At 46.5% G+C, this 24,317-nt stretch carries 22 protein-coding genes and 1 riboswitch; of the genes, 2 read left to right on the top strand and 20 right to left on the bottom strand.

Annotated features, from left to right (window positions below; genetic code table 11):
* Positions 1 to 15 precede the first annotated feature (15 nt).
* The 20 genes from CLFS41_RS16610 to CLFS41_RS16515 form a co-directional block, all read right to left on the bottom strand.
* Complete coding sequence (locus CLFS41_RS16610; RefSeq protein ID WP_045092872.1) at positions 16 to 930, bottom strand: glycosyltransferase; 915 nt, start codon at positions 928 to 930, stop codon at positions 16 to 18.
* 26 nt (positions 931 to 956) lie between these two features.
* Positions 957 to 2,174 (bottom strand): glycosyltransferase family 4 protein, encoded by a 1,218-nt coding sequence (locus CLFS41_RS16605; protein ID WP_045092871.1) that lies wholly within the window; start codon positions 2,172 to 2,174, stop codon positions 957 to 959.
* Positions 2,175 to 2,202: 28 nt separating this feature from the next.
* Complete coding sequence (locus CLFS41_RS16600; protein WP_045092870.1) at positions 2,203 to 3,195, bottom strand: NAD(P)-dependent oxidoreductase; 993 nt, start codon at positions 3,193 to 3,195, stop codon at positions 2,203 to 2,205.
* A complete protein-coding gene (locus tag CLFS41_RS16595; protein ID WP_045092869.1) occupies positions 3,192 to 4,220 on the bottom strand; it encodes a glycosyltransferase family 8 protein in 1,029 nt (342 codons plus the stop codon). Before CLFS41_RS16595 ends, CLFS41_RS16600 begins: the two co-directional genes overlap by 4 nt.
* Before the next feature lie 11 nt (positions 4,221 to 4,231).
* Entirely contained in the window at positions 4,232 to 4,783 is a 552-nt protein-coding gene (gene rfbC / locus CLFS41_RS16590; RefSeq protein WP_045092868.1) for a dTDP-4-dehydrorhamnose 3,5-epimerase, read from the bottom strand.
* Positions 4,784 to 4,904: 121 nt separating this feature from the next.
* A complete protein-coding gene (locus CLFS41_RS16585; RefSeq protein ID WP_045092867.1) occupies positions 4,905 to 6,335 on the bottom strand; it encodes a sugar transferase in 1,431 nt (476 codons plus the stop codon).
* A 109-nt stretch (positions 6,336 to 6,444) separates the two neighbouring features.
* Positions 6,445 to 7,146, bottom strand: coding sequence for a hypothetical protein (locus CLFS41_RS16580; protein WP_007860730.1), 702 nt, complete (start codon positions 7,144 to 7,146; stop codon positions 6,445 to 6,447).
* Between the two features lie 127 nt (positions 7,147 to 7,273).
* Positions 7,274 to 8,347 (bottom strand): LCP family protein, encoded by a 1,074-nt coding sequence (locus CLFS41_RS16575; protein ID WP_045092866.1) that lies wholly within the window; start codon positions 8,345 to 8,347, stop codon positions 7,274 to 7,276.
* Entirely contained in the window at positions 8,344 to 9,093 is a 750-nt protein-coding gene (locus CLFS41_RS16570) for a CpsD/CapB family tyrosine-protein kinase (protein ID WP_007860733.1), read from the bottom strand. Before CLFS41_RS16570 ends, CLFS41_RS16575 begins: the two co-directional genes overlap by 4 nt.
* Complete coding sequence (locus CLFS41_RS16565) at positions 9,090 to 9,872, bottom strand: Wzz/FepE/Etk N-terminal domain-containing protein (RefSeq protein ID WP_007860734.1); 783 nt, start codon at positions 9,870 to 9,872, stop codon at positions 9,090 to 9,092. The genes CLFS41_RS16570 and CLFS41_RS16565 overlap by 4 nt, the downstream gene beginning before the upstream one ends.
* A gap of 8 nt (positions 9,873 to 9,880) precedes the next feature.
* On the bottom strand, positions 9,881 to 10,603 hold the full coding sequence (locus CLFS41_RS16560; RefSeq protein ID WP_045092865.1) for a CpsB/CapC family capsule biosynthesis tyrosine phosphatase: 723 nt from the start codon (positions 10,601 to 10,603) through the stop codon (positions 9,881 to 9,883).
* A gap of 1 nt (position 10,604) precedes the next feature.
* Positions 10,605 to 11,096, bottom strand: coding sequence for a hypothetical protein (locus tag CLFS41_RS16555; RefSeq protein WP_007860736.1), 492 nt, complete (start codon positions 11,094 to 11,096; stop codon positions 10,605 to 10,607).
* 234 nt (positions 11,097 to 11,330) lie between these two features.
* Positions 11,331 to 11,783 carry a hypothetical protein gene (locus CLFS41_RS16550; protein ID WP_007860737.1) on the bottom strand — a complete coding sequence of 151 codons (453 nt, stop codon included), beginning with the start codon at positions 11,781 to 11,783 and terminating at the stop codon, positions 11,331 to 11,333.
* A gap of 384 nt (positions 11,784 to 12,167) precedes the next feature.
* A complete protein-coding gene (gene xdhC / locus CLFS41_RS16545; protein WP_040415158.1) occupies positions 12,168 to 12,653 on the bottom strand; it encodes a xanthine dehydrogenase subunit XdhC in 486 nt (161 codons plus the stop codon).
* The gene (xdhB, locus tag CLFS41_RS16540) at positions 12,646 to 13,533 is read right to left on the bottom strand and encodes a xanthine dehydrogenase subunit XdhB (RefSeq protein ID WP_007860739.1); all 888 of its coding nucleotides are present in this window, start codon (positions 13,531 to 13,533) and stop codon (positions 12,646 to 12,648) included. The genes xdhC and xdhB overlap by 8 nt, the downstream gene beginning before the upstream one ends.
* A 17-nt stretch (positions 13,534 to 13,550) precedes the next feature.
* The gene (gene xdhA, locus CLFS41_RS16535) at positions 13,551 to 15,839 is read right to left on the bottom strand and encodes a xanthine dehydrogenase subunit XdhA (RefSeq protein WP_045092864.1); all 2,289 of its coding nucleotides are present in this window, start codon (positions 15,837 to 15,839) and stop codon (positions 13,551 to 13,553) included.
* Positions 15,840 to 15,924: 85 nt separating this feature from the next.
* Entirely contained in the window at positions 15,925 to 17,319 is a 1,395-nt protein-coding gene (locus CLFS41_RS16530; RefSeq protein ID WP_045092863.1) for an NCS2 family permease, read from the bottom strand.
* A gap of 121 nt (positions 17,320 to 17,440) precedes the next feature.
* A complete protein-coding gene (locus tag CLFS41_RS16525) occupies positions 17,441 to 18,715 on the bottom strand; it encodes an amidohydrolase family protein (protein WP_045092924.1) in 1,275 nt (424 codons plus the stop codon).
* 162 nt (positions 18,716 to 18,877) lie between these two features.
* Positions 18,878 to 18,973: riboswitch (purine riboswitch) on the bottom strand.
* Between the two features lie 639 nt (positions 18,974 to 19,612).
* A complete protein-coding gene (locus tag CLFS41_RS16520) occupies positions 19,613 to 20,284 on the bottom strand; it encodes a TrkA family potassium uptake protein (protein WP_007860749.1) in 672 nt (223 codons plus the stop codon).
* Positions 20,285 to 20,440: 156 nt separating this feature from the next.
* Positions 20,441 to 21,733 (bottom strand): potassium transporter TrkG, encoded by a 1,293-nt coding sequence (locus tag CLFS41_RS16515; protein WP_007860750.1) that lies wholly within the window; start codon positions 21,731 to 21,733, stop codon positions 20,441 to 20,443.
* A gap of 330 nt (positions 21,734 to 22,063) precedes the next feature.
* Between CLFS41_RS16515 and CLFS41_RS16510 the strand changes: the two genes are divergently transcribed.
* Positions 22,064 to 23,623, top strand: coding sequence for an ATP-binding protein (locus tag CLFS41_RS16510; protein ID WP_045092862.1), 1,560 nt, complete (start codon positions 22,064 to 22,066; stop codon positions 23,621 to 23,623).
* Positions 23,616 to 24,314, top strand: a complete 699-nt coding sequence (locus tag CLFS41_RS16505) for a response regulator transcription factor (protein WP_007860752.1) — start codon at positions 23,616 to 23,618, stop codon at positions 24,312 to 24,314. Before CLFS41_RS16510 ends, CLFS41_RS16505 begins: the two co-directional genes overlap by 8 nt.
* Positions 24,315 to 24,317 lie beyond the last annotated feature (3 nt).

Here is a 24,317-nt window from a genome sequence, read left to right as displayed (position 1 = left end):
CATACTTATAAAATACTAGTAGCGGCCTGATAAAATTGCACATTTTAGTAAAAGACTTGCCGCCTTTGATGGGCGTTTAAATTTACAATCCAAAAACAAAATTACTCTGTACTTATAATTGACTTTATAATTAGCTAATATAGAACAAAATTTGTAATCCTCTTCTGTTAAATAATCATGATACCCTCTCAACAAATCTTTGGCTGGATTCATATAAGGATTGGACTTACTTATAAAGAGTTTTATACGTTGGATTCTTCCACGTAACACATTGCCGTCTTCTGATGAATTGTTATCGTATCTTATATGAAAAAATTGAGGAGACTCTAAAAAATAAACCTTACCAAAAAGATAGCAAACTAATCCTACCCAATAATCATGGGCCAAGGATAAATTCTGAGGATGATACAATTTAATTAATTTCATAGCATCCTTATTCCACAACATTCCGCATCCTTGAAAATACTCTGTTGCAATCGCGGCTTTATGACACGATGGATAAGGCCTTCTTGGCTCTTGTTCCTTCCTTCGTTCCAACATTTCATTTACTGACAAACAATTACAATGAGATAGCTTGACACCATCATAGTTGTCATCATTCATCTTATGGATGCAGAAGGATATTTTATTTTCAAACCATAGATCATCCTGATCAGAAAAACCATAATAATCGAAATTATCATTCGATAGAAATAGTAATTCCATGAAACTCCTTTTCCATCCAATATTTGTCCCATAAATACATGTGATTCTTTCATTCCAAATATTACTAACATGCTGTAATAACCTCACTGTTTCTGAATCAGAGCCATCATCCCTAATTAGTAAGTGGGTTTCTATTCCTTTTTGATTTATAATACTTTGAATCTGACGCCTTATTCTTTCTCCGCCATTATATGTAGACATCAAGATCAATACTTTTGGGGCCATATCTCAAACTCTTTCTTAATAAGATTCTATTTCTTTATGATTTTAACAAAGTTATAGTAGTAAGATTTAAGATTCAAATCCTGACGTAGTTTTTTTCCTTCAGCAGCTAATTTATAACGCAGTCTTTCGTCATCCATTAATTTGCATATTGATTTCGCAATATTGGAAATTAAATGCTCATCTCTATTAAGGATTATTGCAGCATTTCGAGGAATATACTCTGGAATGCCTCCGGAATTAGTAGTAATTAAAGGAGTGCCGCTTATAGCAGCCTCTATCATTGTCATTCCTGCTGGTTCATCCCATATGGAGGGTAGGACAGCCACATCACTTATTGCATATATTGATGGCATATCATTGTAATCAATATAATTTGTAAATATAATCCTGTCAGAATTTTTTTCTGCCTCTTTTCTTAGTTTAAGTGAATATTTATCCACAACATCACTACTGTAAAATCCTCCTCCTACAATTATTAATTTTATATTACTTCTTCTACATTCTTTTACTGCCTTTACTACCTCCAAAGCGCCCTTCTCTTTTACTATTCTCCCAGCAAATACTACTATAAAATCATCTTCCACGATGTGAAACCTCTTTTTTAATTCAGCTTCCTTCTGTATATCGGAAATGCCAAATATGTTAGTATCAATACAATTCTTCAAGATAAAACAATTGTTAAAACTAATAGCATTGATCTCTCTCCTGAATGAATTGATAACAAATTCGCTGATGCCAATTAAGCTGTGTATGGACGCCGCTTCTCGCTGACATCGAAATAAAGATCTTACTTCATTATGTAAATAGTAAACAACCTTATCTTTGTATTTATTAAATACTTTTTTATTTTTCAAAACAAAAAATAAAGTGGAATTTGTCACTAATATAACCCTATCGTAATTTTGTTTTAAAAGTAGTTTAGGATAATGTCCCATTACATATATTCTTCTTAAAATAAAACGATACGATATCAAGTTTTCTTTTTTTAATAAATTTTTAGCTACAAAATAAATCAACTTATCGCCATAGTCAATAATTCTTGGGCACTTTACAAAATTAAACTTAGTATACTTATATGTTTTTGCTTTTTGTGCAGCCTCAAAATCATAAATACTAAATACTGTCATATTAAGTAAATGATAACGTTCATTTTCCTTAAGTAGATTTTCTATAAGATTTTCAACTGCTCCTCCTTTAGTTGCTGGAACTGGTGAGGTTCCATATGTCAAAAAAGCTATGTTCATTTTTTAATAGCTCCGATCCTTCTGAAATTTATACTATTCCTTTTTTAACATACCATTTCACAGTCCGTGTAATACCTTCTTTTAACGTAACCTCTGGATTGAAATGTAATTCATCCTTGGCTTTTGTAATATCATAAACACGGTTTGTAAGAGTTGCTTCTATATTTTTTCTTGTAATTATAGGTTTTTTATTCAAAAAGAGGAATAACGCTTCTTCAAATGAAGCGGCCATAATCATTACATTTGCTGGTATTGGTATTATAGTAATTCTTTTTCCTAAATTTTGTGCGATCAGTCTTCCGGTTTCAATGAATGAAATAGATTCGTTCGAGGTCATTATATATGTACTGCCATTAGTCCCATAGTTAAGTAACTGAATTAATCCTTTAACAAAATCAGTTATATATATATTTGATGTATAATTATGACTTTTTCCTATCTTCAAGTAAATACCTTTTTTACATAACTTTGCTAGCGTTAAATAAGAGTATTCATGTTCACCTATCCCATAAACTTTAGTCGGGCGTAGGCAAATCCCTGGAAAACTGTTTTTTTTATATTCTTCCTTTATAAGCATTTCAGCTTCATATTTGGATACCTGATACGGCAAATATGGATTGCATTTGCTATTTTCGGTGATTGGAATTTCTTTTACTATTCCCATTGCAGCAATTGAACTCACATATATAAACCTCTTTAAGTTCGTTTTTTTACATTCTTCAATAAGATTTTTTGTACCTTCAACATTGACTTTACGAAAATTATAAAAATTCGTTTTATTGGGAAGTTCGTTTCCAACCTTTGCTACCATATGATATACTATATCAATATCATTACAACAGCCAATGAGAGATTCCTTTTTTGTTACATCTCCAACAAAGTATTCACATTTGTCAGAAAACATTTTTTTTCCTTTTTTTAGATCCCGTACAAGAAGCCTTACGTTATGTCCCTCTTCCAATAGCGCTGGAATAAAGTATTCTCCTATAAATCCAGTCCCTCCTGTAACTAATATCTTCATTCTTGTATTCGCTCCTGATTAATTCTTAATATATTTTTCAAAAATGCTCTCAAACAAATCATTTTGGGATAAATGACCGAATGTAATAATCCTAGAATATTTAGTTCCAATGTTAATGGGAGTTTATGTAGTAATTTTAATAGTCTCGTTTTAGTGCCTAGGTCCATATGCATAACATTAAGCGTTTTATCCTTCCACGGGCTCATCATTTTATAATGCATAAATTCGTTTGTTAATGGATGTGTGGAGTTTCTAAACCATGGGCGTATATTTAACATACAAGTTGTGAAATGGGTAATACATGGATGCTCTATTGCATTTTTAATCTCCTCTCTAGAATAATAATTAATAGGATGCCTTATTGCTCTAATCTCAGTATAGTTATACATAAATTCCAGCGTCATAACATTATATTTAGAAGGCAGAATTCCAAATTTCCCGTTAAACATACCGTTAAGAATATCTTGATCCGCATAATGGATTGTATTGCCATAACTTTTTAGAAAGCCATCGATTAATGCAGTTATCCGAAACATCCTTAACTTTTCCAAATTCAATAAAAGAACACCAGCATTAATATATAAGCTATGCGTATCTAATCCTATATTTCTTCGGTAATTTAAACCAATACAATCCTTTACCCCAAATACAGTATATTCATCAACATTCATTTCCCATAGTTCAGCTAATGACCCTAAAATGATTGTGTCACAGTCTATATAAAGAATTTTATAGATTTCTTTTGGGAGTAGTTCTGCCGAGTACAACCGACTAAAAGCACTTTTGGGCCATCTTAGACTGCAAAGTGCCTTAGGAATATCTAATTCTGGTAAATCTATAATAATACATTCTCTGCCATACAAGTATGCGATTGATTTTAATCTATTCTGGTTATCAATAGCTATATGTTCACTAAACAAATATACTATTATTTTGTCAGCTTTTTTATTGTTTTCAAATAGAGATAGCATGGATATTCCCATTAACCATACATAATTATTATCACATGTATATAAAATATTCATGGTATCCTCCCTCATAAAAATAATCTACCAAGATTACTATAGTGTTTATCCTTTTCAGCCATTATAGGTTGAGTACCTTTGGGAATAGGCCAACTGATTGCTAACGTAGGATCATTCCACGGAATTCCTATTTCATCATTCGTATGCCAAAAGTCTGTTACTTTATAACAAAGTTCTGCAATATCAGATGTAACATAATAGCCATGAGCAAACCCTTTTGAAATATAAAATTGCTTTTTATTCTCATTTGATAACTCAATGCCGAACCATTGTCCATAGGTGAGAGAATTTTTTCTCATATCAACGGCAACATCAAATACTGTTCCTTTAATTACTCTAATTAATTTTTCTTGTGGATATTTATTCTGAATGTGAAGTCCACGTAATACACCTTTAATTGACATTGTCTGGTTATCCTGAACAAACGTAGCCTTTAGTCCAGCTTCTGCCATATCCTTAAGATTATATGTTTCAATGAAATATCCAAGGTCATCTTTATGAATTGTCGGCTCTATCACATATAATCCCTCAATAGGAGTTTGTGTTGCTTTTATACATCCCATTGCCTCTCCCCCCTTTTTTTATTATCAAAAAGCCATAATTGACTGGAGTTTTTGTTCAAATAATTGTTATTATTTGCACCAACCACCCTCACAAATCCCCACAACCATTCCCACACACCCTCTACATAGACCCCTTCTTATCAAAGACCACCCAAACCGTCTTAAACAAGGTCCTTATATCCAGCCCAATACTCCAATCCGTAATATAGTCCCTGTCCAGCTGGACGACTTCCTCAAAGTCCGTTATCTCGCTTCTTCCGCTCACCTGCCACATTCCGGTGATCCCCGGCTTGATACTCAGCCTGGCTCGGTGATGCAGGTCGTACTTCTCCCATTCATCCACGGTGGGGGGCCTGGTGCCTACCAGGCTCATATCACCCTTTAGCACATTCCAGAACTGGGGGAACTCATCAATGGAGTATTTTCGGATAAAGTTCCCAATTCCCTTTGCTCCGCCGATGATCCGGGGATCGTTCTCTATTTTAAACATCATCCCGCCCTGTACGCGGTTCTGACTCATTAATTCCTTTTTGCGCTCCTCAGCATCCATATACATGCTTCGGAATTTATATAATTTAAACTTTTTTCCGTTCTTTCCGATCCGGACCTGGGAAAAGAATATTGGTCCCGGCGACTGGACGTAGATGCAGGGCGCCACTATAACAAACAGCAGGCCTGTTAATACACATCCTACGACCCCTCCCGCGATATCCATGGCCCGTTTGAAAAACGCCTGTTTCCATGAAGCCATGTTGATGCTGCTGGTCAGCACCGTATAGGTTCCCAAGCGCTCCACGTGCTGGATCTGGCCCTTCAGCCTTCCCATCTCGATCAGCTTCAAATGAACGGTAACTCCCATGTCTATAAAGCAGTCCATCAACTCCTGGGGCAGCGGCATCTTCTTGGGAAGATTGACAAATACCTCGTCCACCCACTCCCGGCACACATACTCGGCAACGGAATCGCTGTTAGCAACAACTTCCACACCGTTTATACTTCGGCCGGCCCAATCCGCATCCAATAACGTGACGCCCACAATGCGGAAACACTCATAATTGTTCTGGCGGATACTCTCAACCGCTTCCTCCACCATATCTTTGGACGTGAGGATCAAAAGGGAACGCTTTCCCTTTCCCACATCTCCCCTTGTAAGCAGATATCTCTTCCAGAGGATCCTTGCTCCGTAGGAAAATACGGCATAAAAAATCCCAGTCATTATCAGCGTAATTCTGGAATATTCCTCCCCCTGCTGAGTAGCAAACAGATAAAAGGCGGCAATAAGGACCACCAGGCATACATGCTTGACAGCCGAAATCAGTTCCTTAAAATAGCCTCGTTTCAGCACATTCTTAAAGCTCTCGCCAAAAAATGTAACAAATATCTGAATGAACAGAAATACAAACACCATGTTGCGGTACAACTGGCTTTCGTATGGCCAGTGAAGCCCATGACGCACAAAATACGCTGCAACATATGCAAGCTGCAGACACAACGCATCTATCAAAGTAAAATCCAGATGCTTCATCCAGCCCTTATCCGCTTTTCGATACATTTTTTCCCACCACTCTTTTCCTCAAACCCCTGCTCCCTGTCCTATCCCTGTAGAACCGGGTACACGGCTTTATCAGTCATGTACCCCGGCCTGCATTTCTTCAATGCTTTTAGTTCTTGTAAACTACGGATAATGTGCCAGATCCTGGAACATTAACAGCTACGGTCTTGGTAACCGGGTCCACCTTAAGGGCTGGAATCAGCTGCCACTGGCCGGTAGCGTTGTCGTAGAACAGTACCTGTACGTTAGCCAGGTTATCAACCAGGTTTGGAACATACAGGGATACTTCTACTGCACCTGTCTTAACAGCGCCTGTGTTTGCATCCATGGTAACAATGGCATGGGTGCCTGTCAGTGCGTTGTATCCGGTCAGGTCAAGGTTCTGTACAGCTTCTGTTAATGGCTTACCTGCATTGATATTGTTGATTGCAGATACTACATTCTCAGGAAGACCTACTGTTGCTGCTGTGCTTGCAGCAAATCCAACTGCTGTGTCGCCGATTACGGCCTGTCCCTTGGAGTTGGTTGTTACCTGCTGGCCTGTTGTGGTCACAGTGTCTACTGCAACACCGATCGTGCTGCCTGCTGGGCTTGCACTGGTGGTTGCTCCTGTGGTCTTGACGCCAGAGGGTGATACAGTTACTGTGGTGTTGGAACTGTTGGTTGTAGTGTTGGTTGTAGTTGTTGCAACAGAACCGGAATCAAGTCCGATGCTGCCGTCACTGGATGAACTTCCTGCTGCAAATGCCCATACCGGCTGTGAAGCCAGGGCTGCTGCCAGAACCAACGCTGCTACGTATTTCTTTTTCATATCCTTCACCTCTCCTTTCTTCTCTCCTAAAGAGTTTTTTATATTCAATAAACAGCATGTTTCCACACTGGATATTGCGCCTTTGTGTTTCCCGCTTATCACTTGCCTGATTCTTGCTTCCCGCAACTTACTCAAGCTCGCGGTAAAACAGTTCCAATATAACCGGGGTCAATGCATCTTTGTCCGCATAGAACTCATCATATCTTGGGGTTACTACCCCCTCACCCGGAACCGTGTAGAAATCTTCATCACTTAGCTTTCCATTCCCCACTGCATCCATTGCAATCTTGAGATACTGGTCTTTGGCCATATTGGTCACCATGTAGTCCTGGACCTTGTCGAACAGCCTGACCACCAGTCCGTTGTCGTGGGAAGCCCCCTTTTGTACGGTTTCAAAAAAGCTTTTGATATACTGCTGCTGCTGGTCCATGCGGAACAATGCCGAATGGTCCACATGGATATCCCTGAACCGGACAAATATCTCCGCCTGCTTTCCTTTAAGGGTTACTGTTTCCCCTTTGATCAGGGCCGGATCCCGTTTCTCCATCCCATCTGTCTCTATGGTCACGGCAACGCCCCCCACCTCGTCATTGAGCATTGAAATGGCGCTGGTATCAGCTGCCAGGTACCACTCTATTTTCAGGCCTCCAAGAAGCCCTGATACCGCCTCCACCATGTATTCACAGCTCTTTTCCCTGCCATCGCCGTATGCGTAGGCCAGGTTCAGGTGCTGCAGGTCCTTGCCCAGCTCATTGCCGCTTAGATCTGTCAGGGTAATATCTGTCATGGTGTCCCTGGGGATCATAAGTATTTTCAGTGTGTTGCGCACCGTGTCCTGGGCAATGAGGAACAGTCCATCGGCCTGTCCTCCGAATCCGGTGGTGGTCTTTTCTGTCATCTCGCCGGCCCGGTCCACACCCATGCACAGAATGGCTTTTACATAGCTGTTGCGCCTGTATTTCCTGCCGTTGTATGTAACGATATCGCCGCTGAACAGGTATGTGTCGTTCTGACCCCCTGACTGTCCCCCGGACTGGTTTGCAGACTGGGCAGCGTAGTTCCTGGCCGCAATCTCTGCTTCTATGGCTTTTCTCTGCCGGTACAGTCCGATGCCTGCCCAGATAAAAGCCACAATAGCCAGTGCCGCGATCCCGATTCCAATGCGGTAAACGGTAGTTCTATGGTTTCTCAGCCAACTCATGCCTCTGCCTTCTCGTATTTTTCATATTTCCCGTATTTTCCATATTTGCCGTACTTGGAGTATTTTCCATATTTACCGTAACGGCTGTAGTATTTGCTGTAATAACCGTTCCGCTCCATGCTCACTTTGTTGAGCACAACTCCCAGGATACGGCAGCCGCTCTTTTCCAGCTGTCCTTTTACCCTTTGCTCCAAACGGTAGCTGATGCAGCCGCTTTCCACCACCATCACGGCACCATCGCACTGTCTGGCCACAATGGCCCCATCGATCAGGTTTGCCATGGGCGGGGTATCTATGATCACGTAATCGTATGTCTTTTTCAGTTCCTGGACCATCTGTTCAAACAGATCCTCCTCCAGAAGCTCCGCCGGATTAGGTGAATACGGTCCCGCGAATACCATGCTCAGGTTCTCCACATTTGTATCATAGAGCACGTCCGCCAGCGTTTTCTGGCCGCTTAGATACTGGGACAGTCCATAAACCTCCGTCTCCAGCTGGTACCTGGATACCAGTACGGATTTTCTTATATCCGCATCAATCATCACTACCTTTTTCCCGATCTGGGCAAGGGAGGCGGCCATTGCAAATGTGATGTCACTCTTTCCCTCATCGGGAAGGGAGCTGGTCAGCATAATGGTCCTGATACCGTTTCCGCAAAACTGTATATTGGTCCTCAGGGTCTTGATCGCCTCATTGTAGTGATAATCGTCTTTCATATCCCTGTTTAATGTTATGATCTGTTTCATGACGCTCTACCGCCCTTCTTTTTCCTTGATTTTCCAGTTCCCGTCTTGGGTTTTGACTTTCCCGAGATCATGGCTTCCTTGTCCTCAGGCTTTTCCCCTTCTCTCTCAGGCACGGAAGCCAGGACGGAGAGTCCCAGATACTTGGTTACGTCCTCCTCGGTACGGATGGTGTCGTTCATCACTACCTGGACCGTGATCAGGCCGCAGATCAGCACCGCACCCAGCAAGCCGCCGATCAATGCGTTCTTGGCATTGCTGGGGCTGGATTTAAGGACAGGCACCTCGCCCTCCTCAATGAGTTTGGGCGGAACCATTTCCATGATATCTCCAATGTAGTCTGACGACACGGTTGCGATCTTGTCCGCGATCATCTTTGCCATGTTGGGATCCGGGTCTTCCACGGAAATGGAAAGGATACGCGTATCCTGGGGATTGTCAATGGTGACCTTTTCTTTCAAATCTTTGTATGTAAGGCCCAGTTCCATCTCATCGATCACCTGGTTTAACACCCTGCGGCTGGTGACGATTATCTTATAATCCTTGGTCAGCTGGCTGCCGATCTGCAGATCTGCCAGTGAAGTCAGCGTGGTCTCCTTGGAAAGGATGTAGACCATGGCTGTGGATTTGAACTGCGGTGTAAGGACAAACTTGCTGAACGCCCCTGCAACGCCTCCAAACAGCACGATAACGCCCAATATGATCCATATCCGGCGCCGGAACTCCCTCAGCAGTTCCAAGAGGTCGATCTCTATCTCGTCATCATCAAAATTCTTTTCCATACCTATCCCTATTCTCCTGTTTTTCTTTTTTGTAGTATTTTGTCCGCATTGCTGCTAACCAGGGCTCTTACCTCATGTTCGCCCATATGTTTTTCCAGCCACCGGAGGGATTCCTCCATGTCCGGCTTCCTGTAATCCATTCGGTGCATGTCTGTGCCAAGCATATGGATTCTGCCCTCCGCCACCTGTCTGCGGCACCACCGCACATCCCGGTTCCATATGCCGTTTCCCTCCAGGCTGCTGTAATTCATCTGAAGCCTGCAGCCGCATTGGATCAACTCTTCCACCCCGTCCCCTTCCCTCAGGCAGAAATAGCGCTCCACGTGGGCGATCACGGGTATGTATCTGGCCATGGTCATTTTCCTGACCGCCTGGTACATGCTGTGGTAGGACACCTGGGGATCAAACTCCACCAACACATACCTGGTGTTCTCCAAGGTCAGAGCCTTTCCCTGCTTTAGGTTTTCCACCAGACCTTCATGGAAATATGTTTCCTGTCCCAAACCTGTCTTAAAATCCGGCGCGATCCTGCCTGCCTCCTCTGACAGCCTTTCAGCCAGATCATATATCTGGGGCGGCAGCCCCCTTCTGGAATAGTGGGGCGTGGCTATGATACAGCGCGTTCCCTGTTGATAAGCCGCCTCCAGCATCCTCCTGCTCTCGTCCCAATCCCTTGATCCATCATCGATTCCCGGCAGGATATGGGTGTGTATGTCAATGATTCCTGTCATGTCACTTCAACACTCCGTTGTATTTTCGGTACAGATTCTTCAGATAAGGCAATGTGTCCTCTGCCCAGGAATATTCAGGCATGTAGCTTCCTGAAAATAGGGTTCCATAATCGGGATTTCCCTCTATAAACTCATAAAAGTCACAGACAAATAACTCCGTGTCCACCGCATAGCTCCCCCTCTTCTTGATCAGTATCTTCTCGATCCCGTACTCTTCCAAGCTCCGGCGTAAACGGTGGTAGATAACCCTCAGATTATTCTTGGCTGTTTTTTCTTCCACATTTTCATACAGTAAATACGTCATCTGGGATAAGGATACGCTGCTTCCACGCTTTTCCACCAAAACCGCCAGCATCTCCTTTGCCTTGCTGCTGGGAAAATAAATCAGTTTGCCATTTACATAAACATCAAAGCCGTCAAAGGTCTTGACAAATATCCTCTCATTTTTCACCACCGACATCAGCGTTATTACTCCCGTTATTTCCAGCCGCATAGTACTGTTCTCTGTAAGGATATACCACCTAATTGCTTTCAGTTTCGTTACAGAACCGTTTCAATTATACGCGGCATGTAATTTTTTGTAGTTTTCTGGAAATATTGGGTATAATTTGTTAATTACACACATATAAAAAAAGAAGCTATCTTTTCAGACTGCTTCTTCTTTCTTTCCGGAAAACCTAATATTTTATTATTATTTACCTTTCTAAACATTTGATTCAGAATTTTCCTAAAATTCCTCCTCAAAATAATCCCTCATAAGACTTGACAGAGTTACCTCCGCCCAGCTGTACTCCGGCATATATTCACCTGCAAAGTAATTAGATGCGCCTTCTACCTGTCGCACCATATCATAACTGTCGCAGACAATCTGCTCCTTATTAACGGCATATGTACCTCTTCCCTTTATGACGATCTTCTCAATTCCGTACTTCTTAAGAGTTTGCTTCAGTCTGTGCCATGCCAGATGGACAGCCTGTTTGGCCGCTGCCTCATCCCGCTCTCCTTCTGATAGAACTCCTGCCAGATGGGCCAGCGTAACCGCTTTACCTCTCCAGTCCACAAGCACTGCCAGTAGCTCCTTGGCCTTACTGCTGGAAAAGTATATCAGCTCTCCCCTATAATACAGATCAAAGCCGCCAAAGGTTTTTACATATACTTTGTCCATATTAATATCAAACATGATGCATACTCACCTTTTATCCCACGTCTTAGGGACCAAGCGTCCCTTTATCTCCTCGCAGGGCCTCCCTGGCCCCTACCTATATGTTAACATAAACGACCAGCTAATTCCAGTAATATAACCCTAAATCCCGGAAATTTCCCCCTCCTTATTTTACATATAAATTATAATTTTTCAACATTTTTATGTACTTTCTCAAAAAGTTCCGTTAGCTTCCATTTACTGGGATTTTATAGTGAAAAAGAGGGCGCCGTATTTGGCACGGCGCCCTCTTTTTCACTATGGTGAATCCTAAACTCTTATATCTCAAGATGCCGTCCAAGCTTCCTCAGGGCTTTGTCCGTTAACCGCATCCATCGATCTGATCCAATTAAATCTTCTTTTCTATTTTCCAACTACCTTGTAGGTTTCTTCAACAATCCGCTCCATGGCATTGAGGATATTTTCATACCCCGTACATCTGCACAGGTGCCCGGATATGAGTTTTCGCAGTTCCTCACGGTTATACCGCTTTCCGGTCCCTACTATCTCCACAGCCGACATGATCAGCCCGGGCGTACAGAACCCGCACTGCACGGCTGCTTCCTCTATAAATGCCTTCTGTATGGGGCTCAGCTCCCCGTTAGGCCCCTTTAGGCCCTCCACGGTCATAATGCGCCGTCCCTGCGCCCACATGGTCAGGTAAATGCAGCTGTCTATGGCCTCACCGTCAACCAACACGGTACAGGCACCGCACTCCCCCACCTCGCAGCCCTTTTTTACACTGGTCAGGCCCAGGCGGTTCCTCAATGTGTCCAGAAGGGATTCCCTTGGATCCACTGCCAACTCCACTTCTTTCCCATTGACGGTCATCTGCACAATATTAAGCATCCCATTCACCTCCTGCATTGATCACGGCCTGCTTCACAGCCCTTTTTCCCAGTTCCTCCACCAGCTGCAGGCGGAATTCCTTGGAAGCCCTCCAGCTGGAACGCGGACTTACTTCACTGAGAGCTCCTTTTCCCACCTTCTCAGCCAGGGCCTCCCCCGTCTCCATACCGATCACGGATTGCTCCGTCTCACGGCACCGGATGGGTGTGGGAGCTGCCACGCCATATCCCAGGCGCAGATCCTCAATGTGCTTTTTGTCCTCACCCAGCTTTACGGTCACGGCACAGCCCAGGGTAGCGATCTCCATTGCCCCCCTCTTTCCATATTTAATATAGTGGCCGCCGTAGCCTTCATAGTTTTCCTTCTTTATTTTAATTGAGGTCAGAAGCTCATCATGCGCCCTCACCGTTCTGCCGGGTCCGGTATACCATTCACTGATAGGCACTTCCCTGACGCCTGCCGGTCCCGTAAGGACCAGAATGGCATCCAGGCAGCAAAGGCTGCTTGCGCTGTCGGCGCTGGTCACTCCGTTGCACACATTTCCGCCCACGGTTCCGATGTTGCGCAGCTGGGGTCCTCCTGCCATATCCACTGCATCCCCCAGGATCGGAATATACTCCTGGATGATCTTATTGTTTGTAATATGGGAAAAGGTAGTGGCCGGGCCGATGACAATGGTACCGTCCTCCTCCATGGAAATGCCTTCCAGTTCCCTGATCCCATGTATGCTCACCAGGGAACAGCCTGCCAGCTTTCCTTCCCTGATCTTGATCAGTACATCGCTGCCTCCTGAGATCACAACCGCATCCGGGTCAGCAGAGAGAGCGCGCACTGCATCATCTATATCCTTTGCCTGGTAATATTTTTCAATATCATACATGCCTTACACCGCCCTTTCTATATTAATCCTGCTGCCTTAAAATGCTCCACCATTTTCTGGGGATCAAGGGGCAGAGAGTCCACTGCTACTCCGGTGGCATGAAGCACCGCATTGCGCACGGCCGGGGCAACCGGAATGGCCGGCGGCTCTCCCAGCGCCTTGTTGCCAAAGGGGCCTGTGGGATCGTCCAGCTCCACAAACAGGGCATTCAGATCCGGGGTGTCCATGGAGGTGGGCAGTTTATAATCCAGCAGGTTGTCATTTAACGGCCTTCCCTTTGCATCAAAGAGCAGCTGTTCGCTGAGCCCGTATCCCAGGCCCATGCTCATGCCGCCGTGTACCTGGGCAGCTGCCAGCTTGGGGTTAATGAGCGTCCCGCTGTCGTGGACATTAACAATGTTGGTCACTTTTACTTTGCCTAACGGCATATCTACTTCCACCTCGGCAAAGCACACACCTGTGGCAAAGGTGTTGATCTTGCAGTGGCTGGTGGCCTCCGCCGTGATGTGCACGGAACGGTCCAGGCTGTAAAACGCCGTGGTTGCCAGTTCTTCCATGGAAAGAAGCTGCTGTCTTGTCTCCTGATCCACCACATAGTTTGCCTCTATATCCAGTGTGTCCTGAGGTCTGCCCAGCATGTAGGCGCCGTAGTCCAGGATCTTTTCCTTCAGGACCGCACCGGTCTTTTTCACTGCCATGCCGCTTACATAGGTCTGTCTGGAGGCATAGGCTCCTGTGTCAAAGGGTGTTACATCCGTGTCCTGGGTGGACATGATATTGACCTTATCCTCTGTGATACCGGTCACCTCCGCCGCCATCTGGGTAAACACAGTGTCGGCTCCCTGGCCGATCTCCGTGGCTCCCATCTGAAGCTGCATGGAACCGTCCTGATTCAGTATCATACGGCATGCCGCTGTTTCCAGGGAAATGGGGTAGACTCCTGTCTTATAACAGAAGATTGCCATTCCGATTCCTTTTCTCACAGGTCCTGTCTGGTTTTCATATTCTTTGCGTTTCTCATCCCAGCGGATAAACTCCCGGCCCTTTTCCATACAAGCTTCCAGGCCGTATGAATTACATTTTACATGGGTGTGGGGATCCTCGTATCCCGCCTGCATGCAGTTCTTTTTCCTGAACTCCAAGGGGTCCATGTGCAGGGCCAGGGCCAGGTCATCCGCCATGCACTCTGCTGCAAACGCCGCCTGGGGAATGCCGTATCCTCTCATGGCGCCGCCCGTGGTAATGTTGGTGTAAACAGTGTAGGCATCGGACTCCAGCACTTTTTCATCCCTGTATATCTGCTTAAATTCATTGGATGAGTTGGCCACGATCGCATGGGCGTGGGATGCATATCCTCCCTGGTTGGAATAAGCTTCCAGTTTCCTGGCCACCAGTGTCCCGTCCTTTCTGGCCGCTGCCTTTACCTTAAGTTCAATGGCATGGCGCACACGGGTACATCCCAGGGTTTCCTCCCTGGACAGTTCCAGCCTTACGCCCCTGCCTCCCACCTGTGTGGTGAGAAATGCATTCAGCGGCTCATAGAGCACATCCTGCTTATTGCCAAATCCGCCGCCGATGTACGGCTTGATAACACGGATCCTGCCCATGGGCAGCCCCAGCGCCTGGCTGATCACCCGGCGCACGATATGGGGGATCTGGGTGGAGGTTGTGACAATGATCCTGTCATTCTCCATGTAAGCAAATGAAACCGGGGTCTCAATATGGCAGTGCTGCACGCTCTGGGTCCTGTAGTCCTTATCAATGACCACCAGCCCTTCCTCTTTTACAGCCTCCTCGTAGGTCCCCTCTCCCACCTTAAACGCGGAATGGGCGATCACATTTCCCGGCTTTTCATCATGAAGCCGGGCGGCTCCCTCTGCCATGGCTGCTTCCACTGTGAGCAGGGGCTCATACTCCTCATACTCCACCTTTACCTTGCGCGCTGCCCTGGCGGCCGCTATCTCATCCTCTGCTATGACAGCGGCAATATCATCCCCGTACACCCTTACCCGGGTGTTCAGAAGCTTCCTGTCGGCAATATCCTGATGGGCTGTTTCCACGGACCACGGATGGCCCGGGGTCGGGAATTGGATATCCGGCACATCAAAGCATGTGACGATCTTCACCACCCCCGGAACTGCAAGCGCTTCCTTCAGGTCAAAGCTTTTTACCACGCCGTTGGCAATGGTGCTGTGCACCACCTTGGCCACCAGAAGCCCCTTCGGCTCTAAGTCAGCCGTATACCTGGCATTACCGGTAACCTTATCCTTTGCATCAACGCGGGTCATGTTATTACCAATTCCCATTCCATCCTCCTCCTTGCATTGAGCACTTAGCGCCTGTATTTTGGGCGCTTATGTGCGAAAGCACTTCGCCATACTTTGCGTAACATTAAATCAGTACATATTTCAGAACAAACAGCACGGCCAGAACGTACATCAGCAGGCTGATCTTCTTCTCTTTTGCATGGCCGGTAGCCAGGTTGATCACTACGTAAGAGATAACGCCCATTGCAATACCTTCGGAAATACTGTACATAAACGGCATTGCGATGATTGCGATATAGCTTGGGATTGCCTCTGTGAAATCATTAAAATCAATTTTCAGTATGGATGACACCATCAGGAAGCCTACTATGATCAGAGCCGGAGCCGTTGCAAAGGACGGAATGGCTAGGAAGATAGGTGACAGGAACAGGGACAGTCCAAAGAACAGGGCTGCTACCACGGATGTAAGACCGGTCCTTCCGCCTTCAGCAACACCGGATGCGCTCTCCACAAAGGTGGTGGTGGTGGATGTGCCGAATACCGCGCCTAAGGATGTACCAACCGCATCCGCCATCAGGGCACCTTTGATCTTCGGAAGCTTTCCGTCTTTATCCAGCATATCTGCCTTGGAAGCCACGCCGATCAGGGTTCCCAGTGTATCGAACATATCCACAAACAGGAACGCGAACATGATGGTGATAAAGTTAAAGGACAGGATTCCTGAGAAATCCATCTTAAAGAAGGTTGGCGCCATGCTCTGGATGCCGAATCCGCTGGAAAAGTCCGGCAGTACGCTGAACATTCCCAGATCTGCGTTTGGCTGGTACAGTCCCGTAACCTCACAGATGATGCCCAACAGCCAGGTAATCAGGATTCCCCAAAGGATATTTCCCTTTACATTCTTAACCACCAGTATACCTGTGATCAGCACGCCGACCAGTGCCAGGAGGACCGTAATCCCCACTGAACTGAATGTTCCTGCTTCCAGGGAACCCTTGAAGGAGAACACGGAAACAAGGGTTGCGCTCTCCACTACGATCTTTGCGTTCTGAAGGCCGATGAAAGCGATAAAGAGTCCGATACCTGCGGAAACCGCATGTTTTAAGTTCATTGGTATTGCGTTAAAGATTGCTTCACGGACACTGGTCAATGACAGGGCGATGAAAATAAGGCCTTCAACAAATACGGCTGCCAGGGCCATTTCCCATGAATAACCCATCTGAAGCACTACGGTGTATGCAAAGTATGCGTTAAGTCCCATACCTGGTGCAAGTACAAAGGGATAGTTTGCAAAAGCTGCCATTAACAAGGTTGCAATCAGGGACGCCAGGGCGGTTGCGGTAAAGACCGCGCCCCGGTCCATTCCGGTCGCACTTAAGATGTTTGGATTAACTGCCAGTATGTAAGCCATTGTCATGAAAGTGGTGATTCCTGCGATAATCTCTGTCTTTACATCGGTGTGATTTTCTTTTAGGTGAAATACTCTTTCTAAGAAACCCTGCTCTGCCTTGTTCTCCATACTTCATACCTCCTTGATTTGAATACCTATAGTTTCACTTCTATAATAAAGAACGTTTTCCCCTATTCGTTCTTTTTACACATATTCAGTTTTAATGGAACGGTACAGTGTTAGATCGTGCCTAGAAAACATTGCTTCCCGACACATACTTTGCATCAATATGTCGCTCATCTGAAAGATAGATAAAACGCTCCAGCCGTTCCTTAACACCTAATGGCTGGGGATGCTTAAGGCTCTGGTCATTAAGAACCACTGCATCAAACTCATATCCTTCCTCAAAGCTTCCCACCTTTCCAAAGAAGGCTCCGCCTCCCACGGTTCCCAGGTAGAACGCCTCCTCCACAGTAAGCGGCTTCAGGCTTTCATCCACCAGCCTCCAGCGAAGTTTTGACACCTGGACGGCATCTGCCATGGCCCGGAATATGGATTCCCCTACGCCTCCGGCCACATCCGTGCCAAGTCCCACCCTGATCCCCTGATCCAGATAAGTCCTGACCGGCGCAATCCCCGATGACAGGTTGGTGTTGGACTGGGGACAATGGGCAACAAACACGCCGTTATCCCGCATCCGGCTCACTTCCTCATGGGACGGCCACACACAGTGGGCCATAATGGTTCTTACCCCATTTCCAAAGAGTCCGAAATGGTCATATGCATCACCGTAAAACTCAGACCATGGGCAAAGCTCCTGAACCCATGAAATCTCCCCCCGGTTTTCGGACAGATGGGACTGCATGGGCAGGTCGTACCTGGCCTGGATCTCTTTCAGGCGTTCCATGAGTTCATCTGAACAGGTGGGAATAAAGCGGGGTGTGAGGATAGGCATTGTGTTCTTATACCTGCCCTCAATGTCCTCCAGCCATCTGATCGTTTCTTCCGCTGATGCCTCCGGCCCTTCTTCCACCAGGAAATCCGGGCTGTTGCGGTCCATATTCACCTTTCCCACCATGGTCTTTAATCCTGTTTCCTCCATCAGGTCCATGAGTATTTCCGTGGCATCCCTGTGAAGGGTGGCAAATATACATGCCCTTGTTGTCGCGCTACGCTTCATGTTATCCGCAAATATGGAATATGCTTTTTTTGCATATTCATTGTCTTTGTACTTAGCTTCCTCCGGGAATGTCCGTGTGTTCAGCCATTCCAGCAGTTCAAGATCCATGCCCAATCCCCTGAATGAATACTGTGGCGCATGGAGATGCAGGTCCACAAGTCCCGGCACGATCAGCCGGTCTCCATAATCTGTCAGGGGTAATGCTGCATACATCTCAGGAAGTTCTCTGTACACTCCGGCTGACCTGCCATCCATACATACCGCATACCCCTGCTCTGCTATCTTAAGGGTCTGGGCATCCTGGCTGTAGCAGATATTGCCTTTTAATACAAAATTCTCTGCCATATGCTCCTCCTGTTCTGGATTGCGTGCGGTTTTGCTGTCCGCACACATACTTGTATCCACCTGACCAGCGGCAGGCCCGGGCTTTTATATGATTTTTTACATACAAAAAAACCACCGCTGTGCCTAAGGTTTCACAACTGTCTGTCCCCAGTGCCCCGGGCAGTACCAGATGTGAAAACTTATAGTCAACTATTACGGTAGTTGGTAGAAACGCTCAACCTATTTTGAGCATATATAAGTTTTGAATACTTATACGTCTATTTAGTTGTATCATCTTCTGACACTTTGAGTCTATCACAATAGACAACTGGATGTCAATACGCCGCCACTTTTTTGTGCATTTTCTGCATTTTGAATAAATTTTCTGATAAATCTTTGAATAAAACAGAAAATCTTTGTTAATTGTCGATATTCTCAAAAAAGTATAACGATTCCCTTTTCTAACAATAACTTGTCCCGTGTGATCAGCTTATATCGCTGTTCAGGCCGCACCGATATGGTATTTGCACATCTTCTTAGGCCAGTTTACAAGAAGCAATTAGGGATCAATCGTGTTGCAGGGTGGCGTTGGCCTTCATTCTACATAGGATGGAGGTGATGTCTATGAAACATTTCGATTTTAAAGACCTTATGGCTTTTGGAATGTTTATTTTAGCATTGCTGACATCCATTTATTTGATTTGTCACTAGCTTAACATAGAAAAACCACCCCAAAACTTGACCGGTTGGAGGGTGGTTTTTCTATACTCATAATCAGGTCACCCCCTTGTGGGCGGTTGTTCCTCTTTATGTCTATATCATAACAGATTTCAGCTATCTATTTAAGAATTTTTTACAGTTTGTAGTTTTGCCTTACCATAACCCTTTGGCTTTCTTCGCCATATCAATACTGCATTTCTACAGCGCATCTTCCAGCCTTTTTATTTTATCCCGTTCCCCGATCACCACCAGGGTATCTCCTTCCGCCAGGGTATAATCCGGGGTGATATCCGTGGTAAGCCATCCGCCGCGGCTGATGGCAATGATATTTACGCCGTAGCGGTTGCGAAGCTGTGCTTCCAGGACCGTCTGTCCGGCCAGCCGGGAGGTAAGCTTAAATTCCGAAATATCAATGTTATGGTCCAGTTCAAAGAGATTAAATACCCTTTTGGAAATAAGGCGTTTTGCAAGGCGCAGGGCCATATCCTTTTCCGGATACACCACCTGGGCTCCGATCTTTTCAAGTATTTCTCCCTGTTCCGGGCTATTGGCCTTGGCCACCACCTGGGGGACCCCCAGATTGATCACATTCAGGGTCGTAAGGATGCTCACATCCACCTTATCCCCGATACAGACCACCACCACGTCACAGTTCTGGATCCCGGTTTCCCTGAGGGTCTCCTTCTGCAAATCCTTTACCACATATGCATGCTCGGTAAAATTGCGGATCTGCCTGACCTTTTCCTCATTGCAGTCCAAAACCATGATCTCCTTTCCGGCTTCCGCCAGCGTAGACGCCAGGGCGCTTCCAAAGCGGCCTAATCCGATAATTCCATATGACAGTTCTTCTGCCTGTTTACGTGCCATCATTACTTTCCTCCTCGTTATGAGCACTTAGGGACCGTATCTTGGTCCCTTACGTGCGATGCATGTCATCTCCACTTGGCGCGGTCTTCCACAAGCCTAGTGGAGTGGCTCGCTATGAGCACTTAGGGACCGTACTTTGGTCCCTAAGTGCGATGGGACTCATCCGATGGATATGCTTCCCTCAGGGAAGGATACGGATGTATCCGGCTTAAAAATCCAGATAGTGACAATTGTCAATGGTCCAAGCCTTCCGATGTACATGATCAGGACCTCCAACAGCTTGCTTAAGGGGCTCAGCCCGGGTGTGATGCCGGTGGACAGTCCCACGGTGCCAAAGGCGGATGTGATCTCCAGCATGATGTCCTCAAAGGGAAGCCCCGGTTCCAGCACACACATGCACAGAATACCGGAGATCACCACCAGGGATGACAGGGCTGTCACGATCGCGGCTTTATAAAAGGCCTCCTGGGGTATCTTGTAGTGAAATGCATGGGGCTGGGTGTTGGTGGCAGCTCCCTTTATGGTGTGGAACAGAGTAAACAAGGTGCTGGTCTTGATCCCGCCTCCTGTGGACCCAGGTGATGCACCGATAAACATCAGCACAGTAACGGTCAAAAGTCCCGCCGTGGTAAAATCACTTAAGGGAAATGTGGTAAATCCCGCTGTTCTGGCTGAAACACTGGTAAAAAAAGCGCCCAGCCATGTGATGTCCTCTGTGAGCCGCAGCAGCACGGTCCCCACTGCCAGCAGGATCAGAGTAGTGACGATCACTGCTTTGGAATGAAGACAGAGTTTTTTAAATGAACGTTTTCCCGCAATGTCCATGATTACCAGGAATCCCAGGCCGCCAAATATAATAAGGCCGGAGGTGGTAAGGTTTAACAGGATATTATCTTTATACCCTGTCAGATTCTGAAGCCCTCCCAGAATGTCAAAGCCTGAATTGTTAAATGCAGCCACCGAATGGAACAGGCTGATCCCCAGAGCCTTTAAAGGGGGATAATCCCTGGAAAACACAAGATAGCTGAGAACAGCGCCCGCCCCCTCAAAACACAGGGTGGTCTTTAGTACATTCTTTACAATGCATACGATCCCTTTTCCCGAATCCAGGTTCATGGCCTCTTTTATCAGCAGACGTTCCTTCAGGTTCACCCTGCGTCCAAGTGCCAGGATCACGCCCACTCCCACGGATGTCACTCCCAGACCGCCGACCTGTATCAGAAAGGCGACAATGGCCTGACCCAGGGCCGTGTACGTGTCCGCGGTGTCCACTGCGATCAGTCCGGTTACACATACTGCGCTGGTGGATGTAAACAGGGCGTCCACATAATGAAGATTGACCCCCGGCTTCACGCACACGGGCAGCATTAAGAGAAATGACCCAGTCAGGATCACTGCCATAAAGCCCAATGCTATGATCCTGGCAGGGGTTTGTTTTTCTATGGATTTCATATCATCAACTCCTCCTGTTGGCTAAAGCTTATCACGGAAGGCATAAAACAGGTATAATGGAAAGGGCCAGCCTATAAAGATTATGTAAAGAAATATCCAAATCCCTGTTGATTGCCTGGGGATTGTGCTATAATTATTTCAGTGTACTCTCGGAGTTTCCTGGTACTCAGATTTGCGAGATGATTTTTTGTCGGTTGTACATAAATTTATGAGGCGTACACGGTGTGTACATTGAATCAATTTATGTGCGGCTGGCGGGAAATCAGCCGCAAAGATGGGTGCCGCGGAGACTCCGAGAGTACACTTCACTGTAAAGGAGGCATTTGATCCATGAAGTTACTACATATTGGGCACACGCTCAAGCATACCAGATGCACGGACACCATGATCACGGTTTCTGTGCTGGCGCTGTCAACAGCCTTAGGGTTCCTGTTTGAGGAGATGGGCCTGCCGCAGACTAATATCATTACCGTATATATCCTGGGTGTCCTGGTTGTGGCCGCCCTTACCGCCAGCCGGTGGTACAGCACAGCCGCTTCCCTTGCCAGCATCCTTTTGTTCAACTATATCTTCACAGAGCCCATGTTTGCGTTTAAAGCAGATGATGCGGGCACGCAGCTTACACTGCTGATCACATTCCTGGCCGCTGTTTTTACCAGCTCCTACGCGGTCCAGATCAAGGAAAATGCCCGCATATCCAGACAGGATGCCTACCGCTCCGGCGTGATCCTGGACACCAGCCAGATGCTTCAAAAGGCCGGAAACCAGGAGGACATTCTGAGAACTGCGGCCATCCAGCTGAACAAACTTTTAAAACGGGACATTGCCTGCTTTCAGGCGGATGCACGCGGACTGTGTTCCCCTGTGGGATTTACGGAATTCTCAGAACATCCCGACAGCCGCGGACCTTCTCCTGATACCCTGGAGGAAATGACCGCTGCCAGGAAGTGCTATATGGGGCACTGCGAGACAGGAGCTACCACACAGATCCTGTCCACCGCCGCGTTCCACTATCTTCCGGTAAAAAGCTGCGACCTGGTGTACGCAGTAATGGGGATCCGGGTTGGCCTTGTGGTTCCTGACGACTTTGAGAACAGCCTGGCCATTGCGATACTGAACCAGTGCGCCACAGCCCTTGAAAAGGAATACATCTCCCGCAAAAGGGAGGAGGAGGCAGCCATGGCCCAGGCAGAGCAGTTCCGAAGCAATCTGCTGCGCTCCATTTCCCATGATCTGCGCACCCCTCTTACCAGCATTTCCGGCAACGCCGGGGTCCTTATGAATGACGCGGACAGCCTAGACCATGAGCACAGGCAGCGTATATATAAGGATATCCATGATGATTCCATGTGGCTTATCAGCCTGGTGGAAAATCTGCTCTCCATTACCAGGGTAGAGGGCGGGGCTGTACAGCTGCACATGGAGACTGAACTGTTGGAGGAGATCATCGATGAAGCCATGCGCCATATTCACAGGCGCCATGAAAGCCGCAAGGTCCGGGTGACCCAGGAGGGAGATTATATCCTGGTCAGTGTGGACGCCCAGCTCATCATCCAGGTGGTCACCAACCTGGTGGATAACGCCATCAAATATACCCCTGAAAACTCTGATATTACGGTGAAAAGTTATCAGAGGGGAAATTGTGCTATTATTGAAGTTACGGATAACGGTCCGGGAATACCGGATGATTCCAAAGAAAAGATTTTCCAGATGTTCTATACCACAGGCTACAAATCTGCTGACGGAAAACGCGGCATGGGCCTGGGGCTGCCCCTGTGCAGGGCGATCCTGAATGCACACAAGGGAACCATTGAGGTTCTGGATCACACGCCTTCCGGAAGCATATTCCGGATCACATTACCTGCTGAGGAGGTTTCCATCCATGAATAAAACCGGAATATTGATCATAGAAGATGACAAAGCGATCAAGAACCTGATCGCCACCACCCTGGAGATGCACGATTACCACTATATGTGGGCTGACAAGGGGGAGCAGGGAATCCTGAGCGCGGCTTCCCAGCGGCCCGATATTATACTGCTGGACCTGGGGCTGCCTGATATGGACGGGGTGGATGTAATTAAGAAAATCCGTTCCTGGTCCAAGATCCCCATTATCGTCATCAGCGCCAGAAGCGAGGATGACGACAAGATAGCTGCCCTGGACGCTGGTGCGGATGATTATCTCACCAAACCCTTCTCAGTGGATGAGCTGCTGGCCAGGCTTCGCACTACCCAAAGGCGGCTCAGCTATATGCAGAGCCTGAAGGAGGATCAGTCCTCCACCTTTATCAACGGAGGCCTGATTATCGACTATGCGGCCGGCTATGCCACCCTGGACGGTGAAGAGCTCCACCTGACCCCATACGAATACAAACTCCTGTGCCTCCTGGCCCACAATGTAGGCAAGGTCCTGACCCATTCCTATATCACCAGGGAAATCTGGGGCGCTGCCTGGGAGGGGGATGTGGCCTCCCTGCGGGTATTTATGGCTTCGCTTAGGAAGAAAATCGAGAGAACCCCGTCACAGCCCCAGTACATACAGACCCACGTGGGAGTCGGATACCGGATGCTCAGGCAGTGACGG

Origin of the sequence: Clostridium sp. FS41, assembly GCF_000954015.1 — a bacterium.
Classification (GTDB): domain Bacteria; phylum Bacillota; class Clostridia; order Lachnospirales; family Lachnospiraceae; genus Enterocloster; species Enterocloster citroniae.
The sequence above is the reverse complement of the archived record's forward strand: the minus strand, read 5'-3'. Positions and strand labels throughout refer to the sequence as shown.

Bases quoted from the DNA above. Each gene is read 5' to 3' on its own strand.
- CLFS41_RS16610 (WP_045092872.1), bottom strand. From the start codon at position 930: ATGGCCCCAAAAGTATTGATCTTGATGTCTACATATAATGGCGGAGAA.
- CLFS41_RS16605 (WP_045092871.1), bottom strand. From the start codon at position 2,174: ATGAACATAGCTTTTTTGACATATGGAACCTCACCAGTTCCAGCAACT.
- CLFS41_RS16600 (WP_045092870.1), bottom strand. From the start codon at position 3,195: ATGAAGATATTAGTTACAGGAGGGACTGGATTTATAGGAGAATACTTT.
- CLFS41_RS16595 (WP_045092869.1), bottom strand. From the start codon at position 4,220: ATGAATATTTTATATACATGTGATAATAATTATGTATGGTTAATGGGA.
- rfbC (WP_045092868.1), bottom strand. From the start codon at position 4,783: ATGGGATGTATAAAAGCAACACAAACTCCTATTGAGGGATTATATGTG.
- CLFS41_RS16585 (WP_045092867.1), bottom strand. From the start codon at position 6,335: ATGTATCGAAAAGCGGATAAGGGCTGGATGAAGCATCTGGATTTTACT.
- CLFS41_RS16580 (WP_007860730.1), bottom strand. From the start codon at position 7,146: ATGAAAAAGAAATACGTAGCAGCGTTGGTTCTGGCAGCAGCCCTGGCT.
- CLFS41_RS16575 (WP_045092866.1), bottom strand. From the start codon at position 8,347: ATGAGTTGGCTGAGAAACCATAGAACTACCGTTTACCGCATTGGAATC.
- CLFS41_RS16570 (WP_007860733.1), bottom strand. From the start codon at position 9,093: ATGAAACAGATCATAACATTAAACAGGGATATGAAAGACGATTATCAC.
- CLFS41_RS16565 (WP_007860734.1), bottom strand. From the start codon at position 9,872: ATGGAAAAGAATTTTGATGATGACGAGATAGAGATCGACCTCTTGGAA.
- CLFS41_RS16560 (WP_045092865.1), bottom strand. From the start codon at position 10,603: ATGACAGGAATCATTGACATACACACCCATATCCTGCCGGGAATCGAT.
- CLFS41_RS16555 (WP_007860736.1), bottom strand. From the start codon at position 11,096: ATGCGGCTGGAAATAACGGGAGTAATAACGCTGATGTCGGTGGTGAAA.
- CLFS41_RS16550 (WP_007860737.1), bottom strand. From the start codon at position 11,783: ATGTTTGATATTAATATGGACAAAGTATATGTAAAAACCTTTGGCGGC.
- xdhC (WP_040415158.1), bottom strand. From the start codon at position 12,653: ATGCTTAATATTGTGCAGATGACCGTCAATGGGAAAGAAGTGGAGTTG.
- xdhB (WP_007860739.1), bottom strand. From the start codon at position 13,533: ATGTATGATATTGAAAAATATTACCAGGCAAAGGATATAGATGATGCA.
- xdhA (WP_045092864.1), bottom strand. From the start codon at position 15,839: ATGGGAATTGGTAATAACATGACCCGCGTTGATGCAAAGGATAAGGTT.
- CLFS41_RS16530 (WP_045092863.1), bottom strand. From the start codon at position 17,319: ATGGAGAACAAGGCAGAGCAGGGTTTCTTAGAAAGAGTATTTCACCTA.
- CLFS41_RS16525 (WP_045092924.1), bottom strand. From the start codon at position 18,715: ATGGCAGAGAATTTTGTATTAAAAGGCAATATCTGCTACAGCCAGGAT.
- CLFS41_RS16520 (WP_007860749.1), bottom strand. From the start codon at position 20,284: ATGATGGCACGTAAACAGGCAGAAGAACTGTCATATGGAATTATCGGA.
- CLFS41_RS16515 (WP_007860750.1), bottom strand. From the start codon at position 21,733: ATGAAATCCATAGAAAAACAAACCCCTGCCAGGATCATAGCATTGGGC.
- CLFS41_RS16510 (WP_045092862.1), top strand. From the start codon at position 22,064: ATGAAGTTACTACATATTGGGCACACGCTCAAGCATACCAGATGCACG.
- CLFS41_RS16505 (WP_007860752.1), top strand. From the start codon at position 23,616: ATGAATAAAACCGGAATATTGATCATAGAAGATGACAAAGCGATCAAG.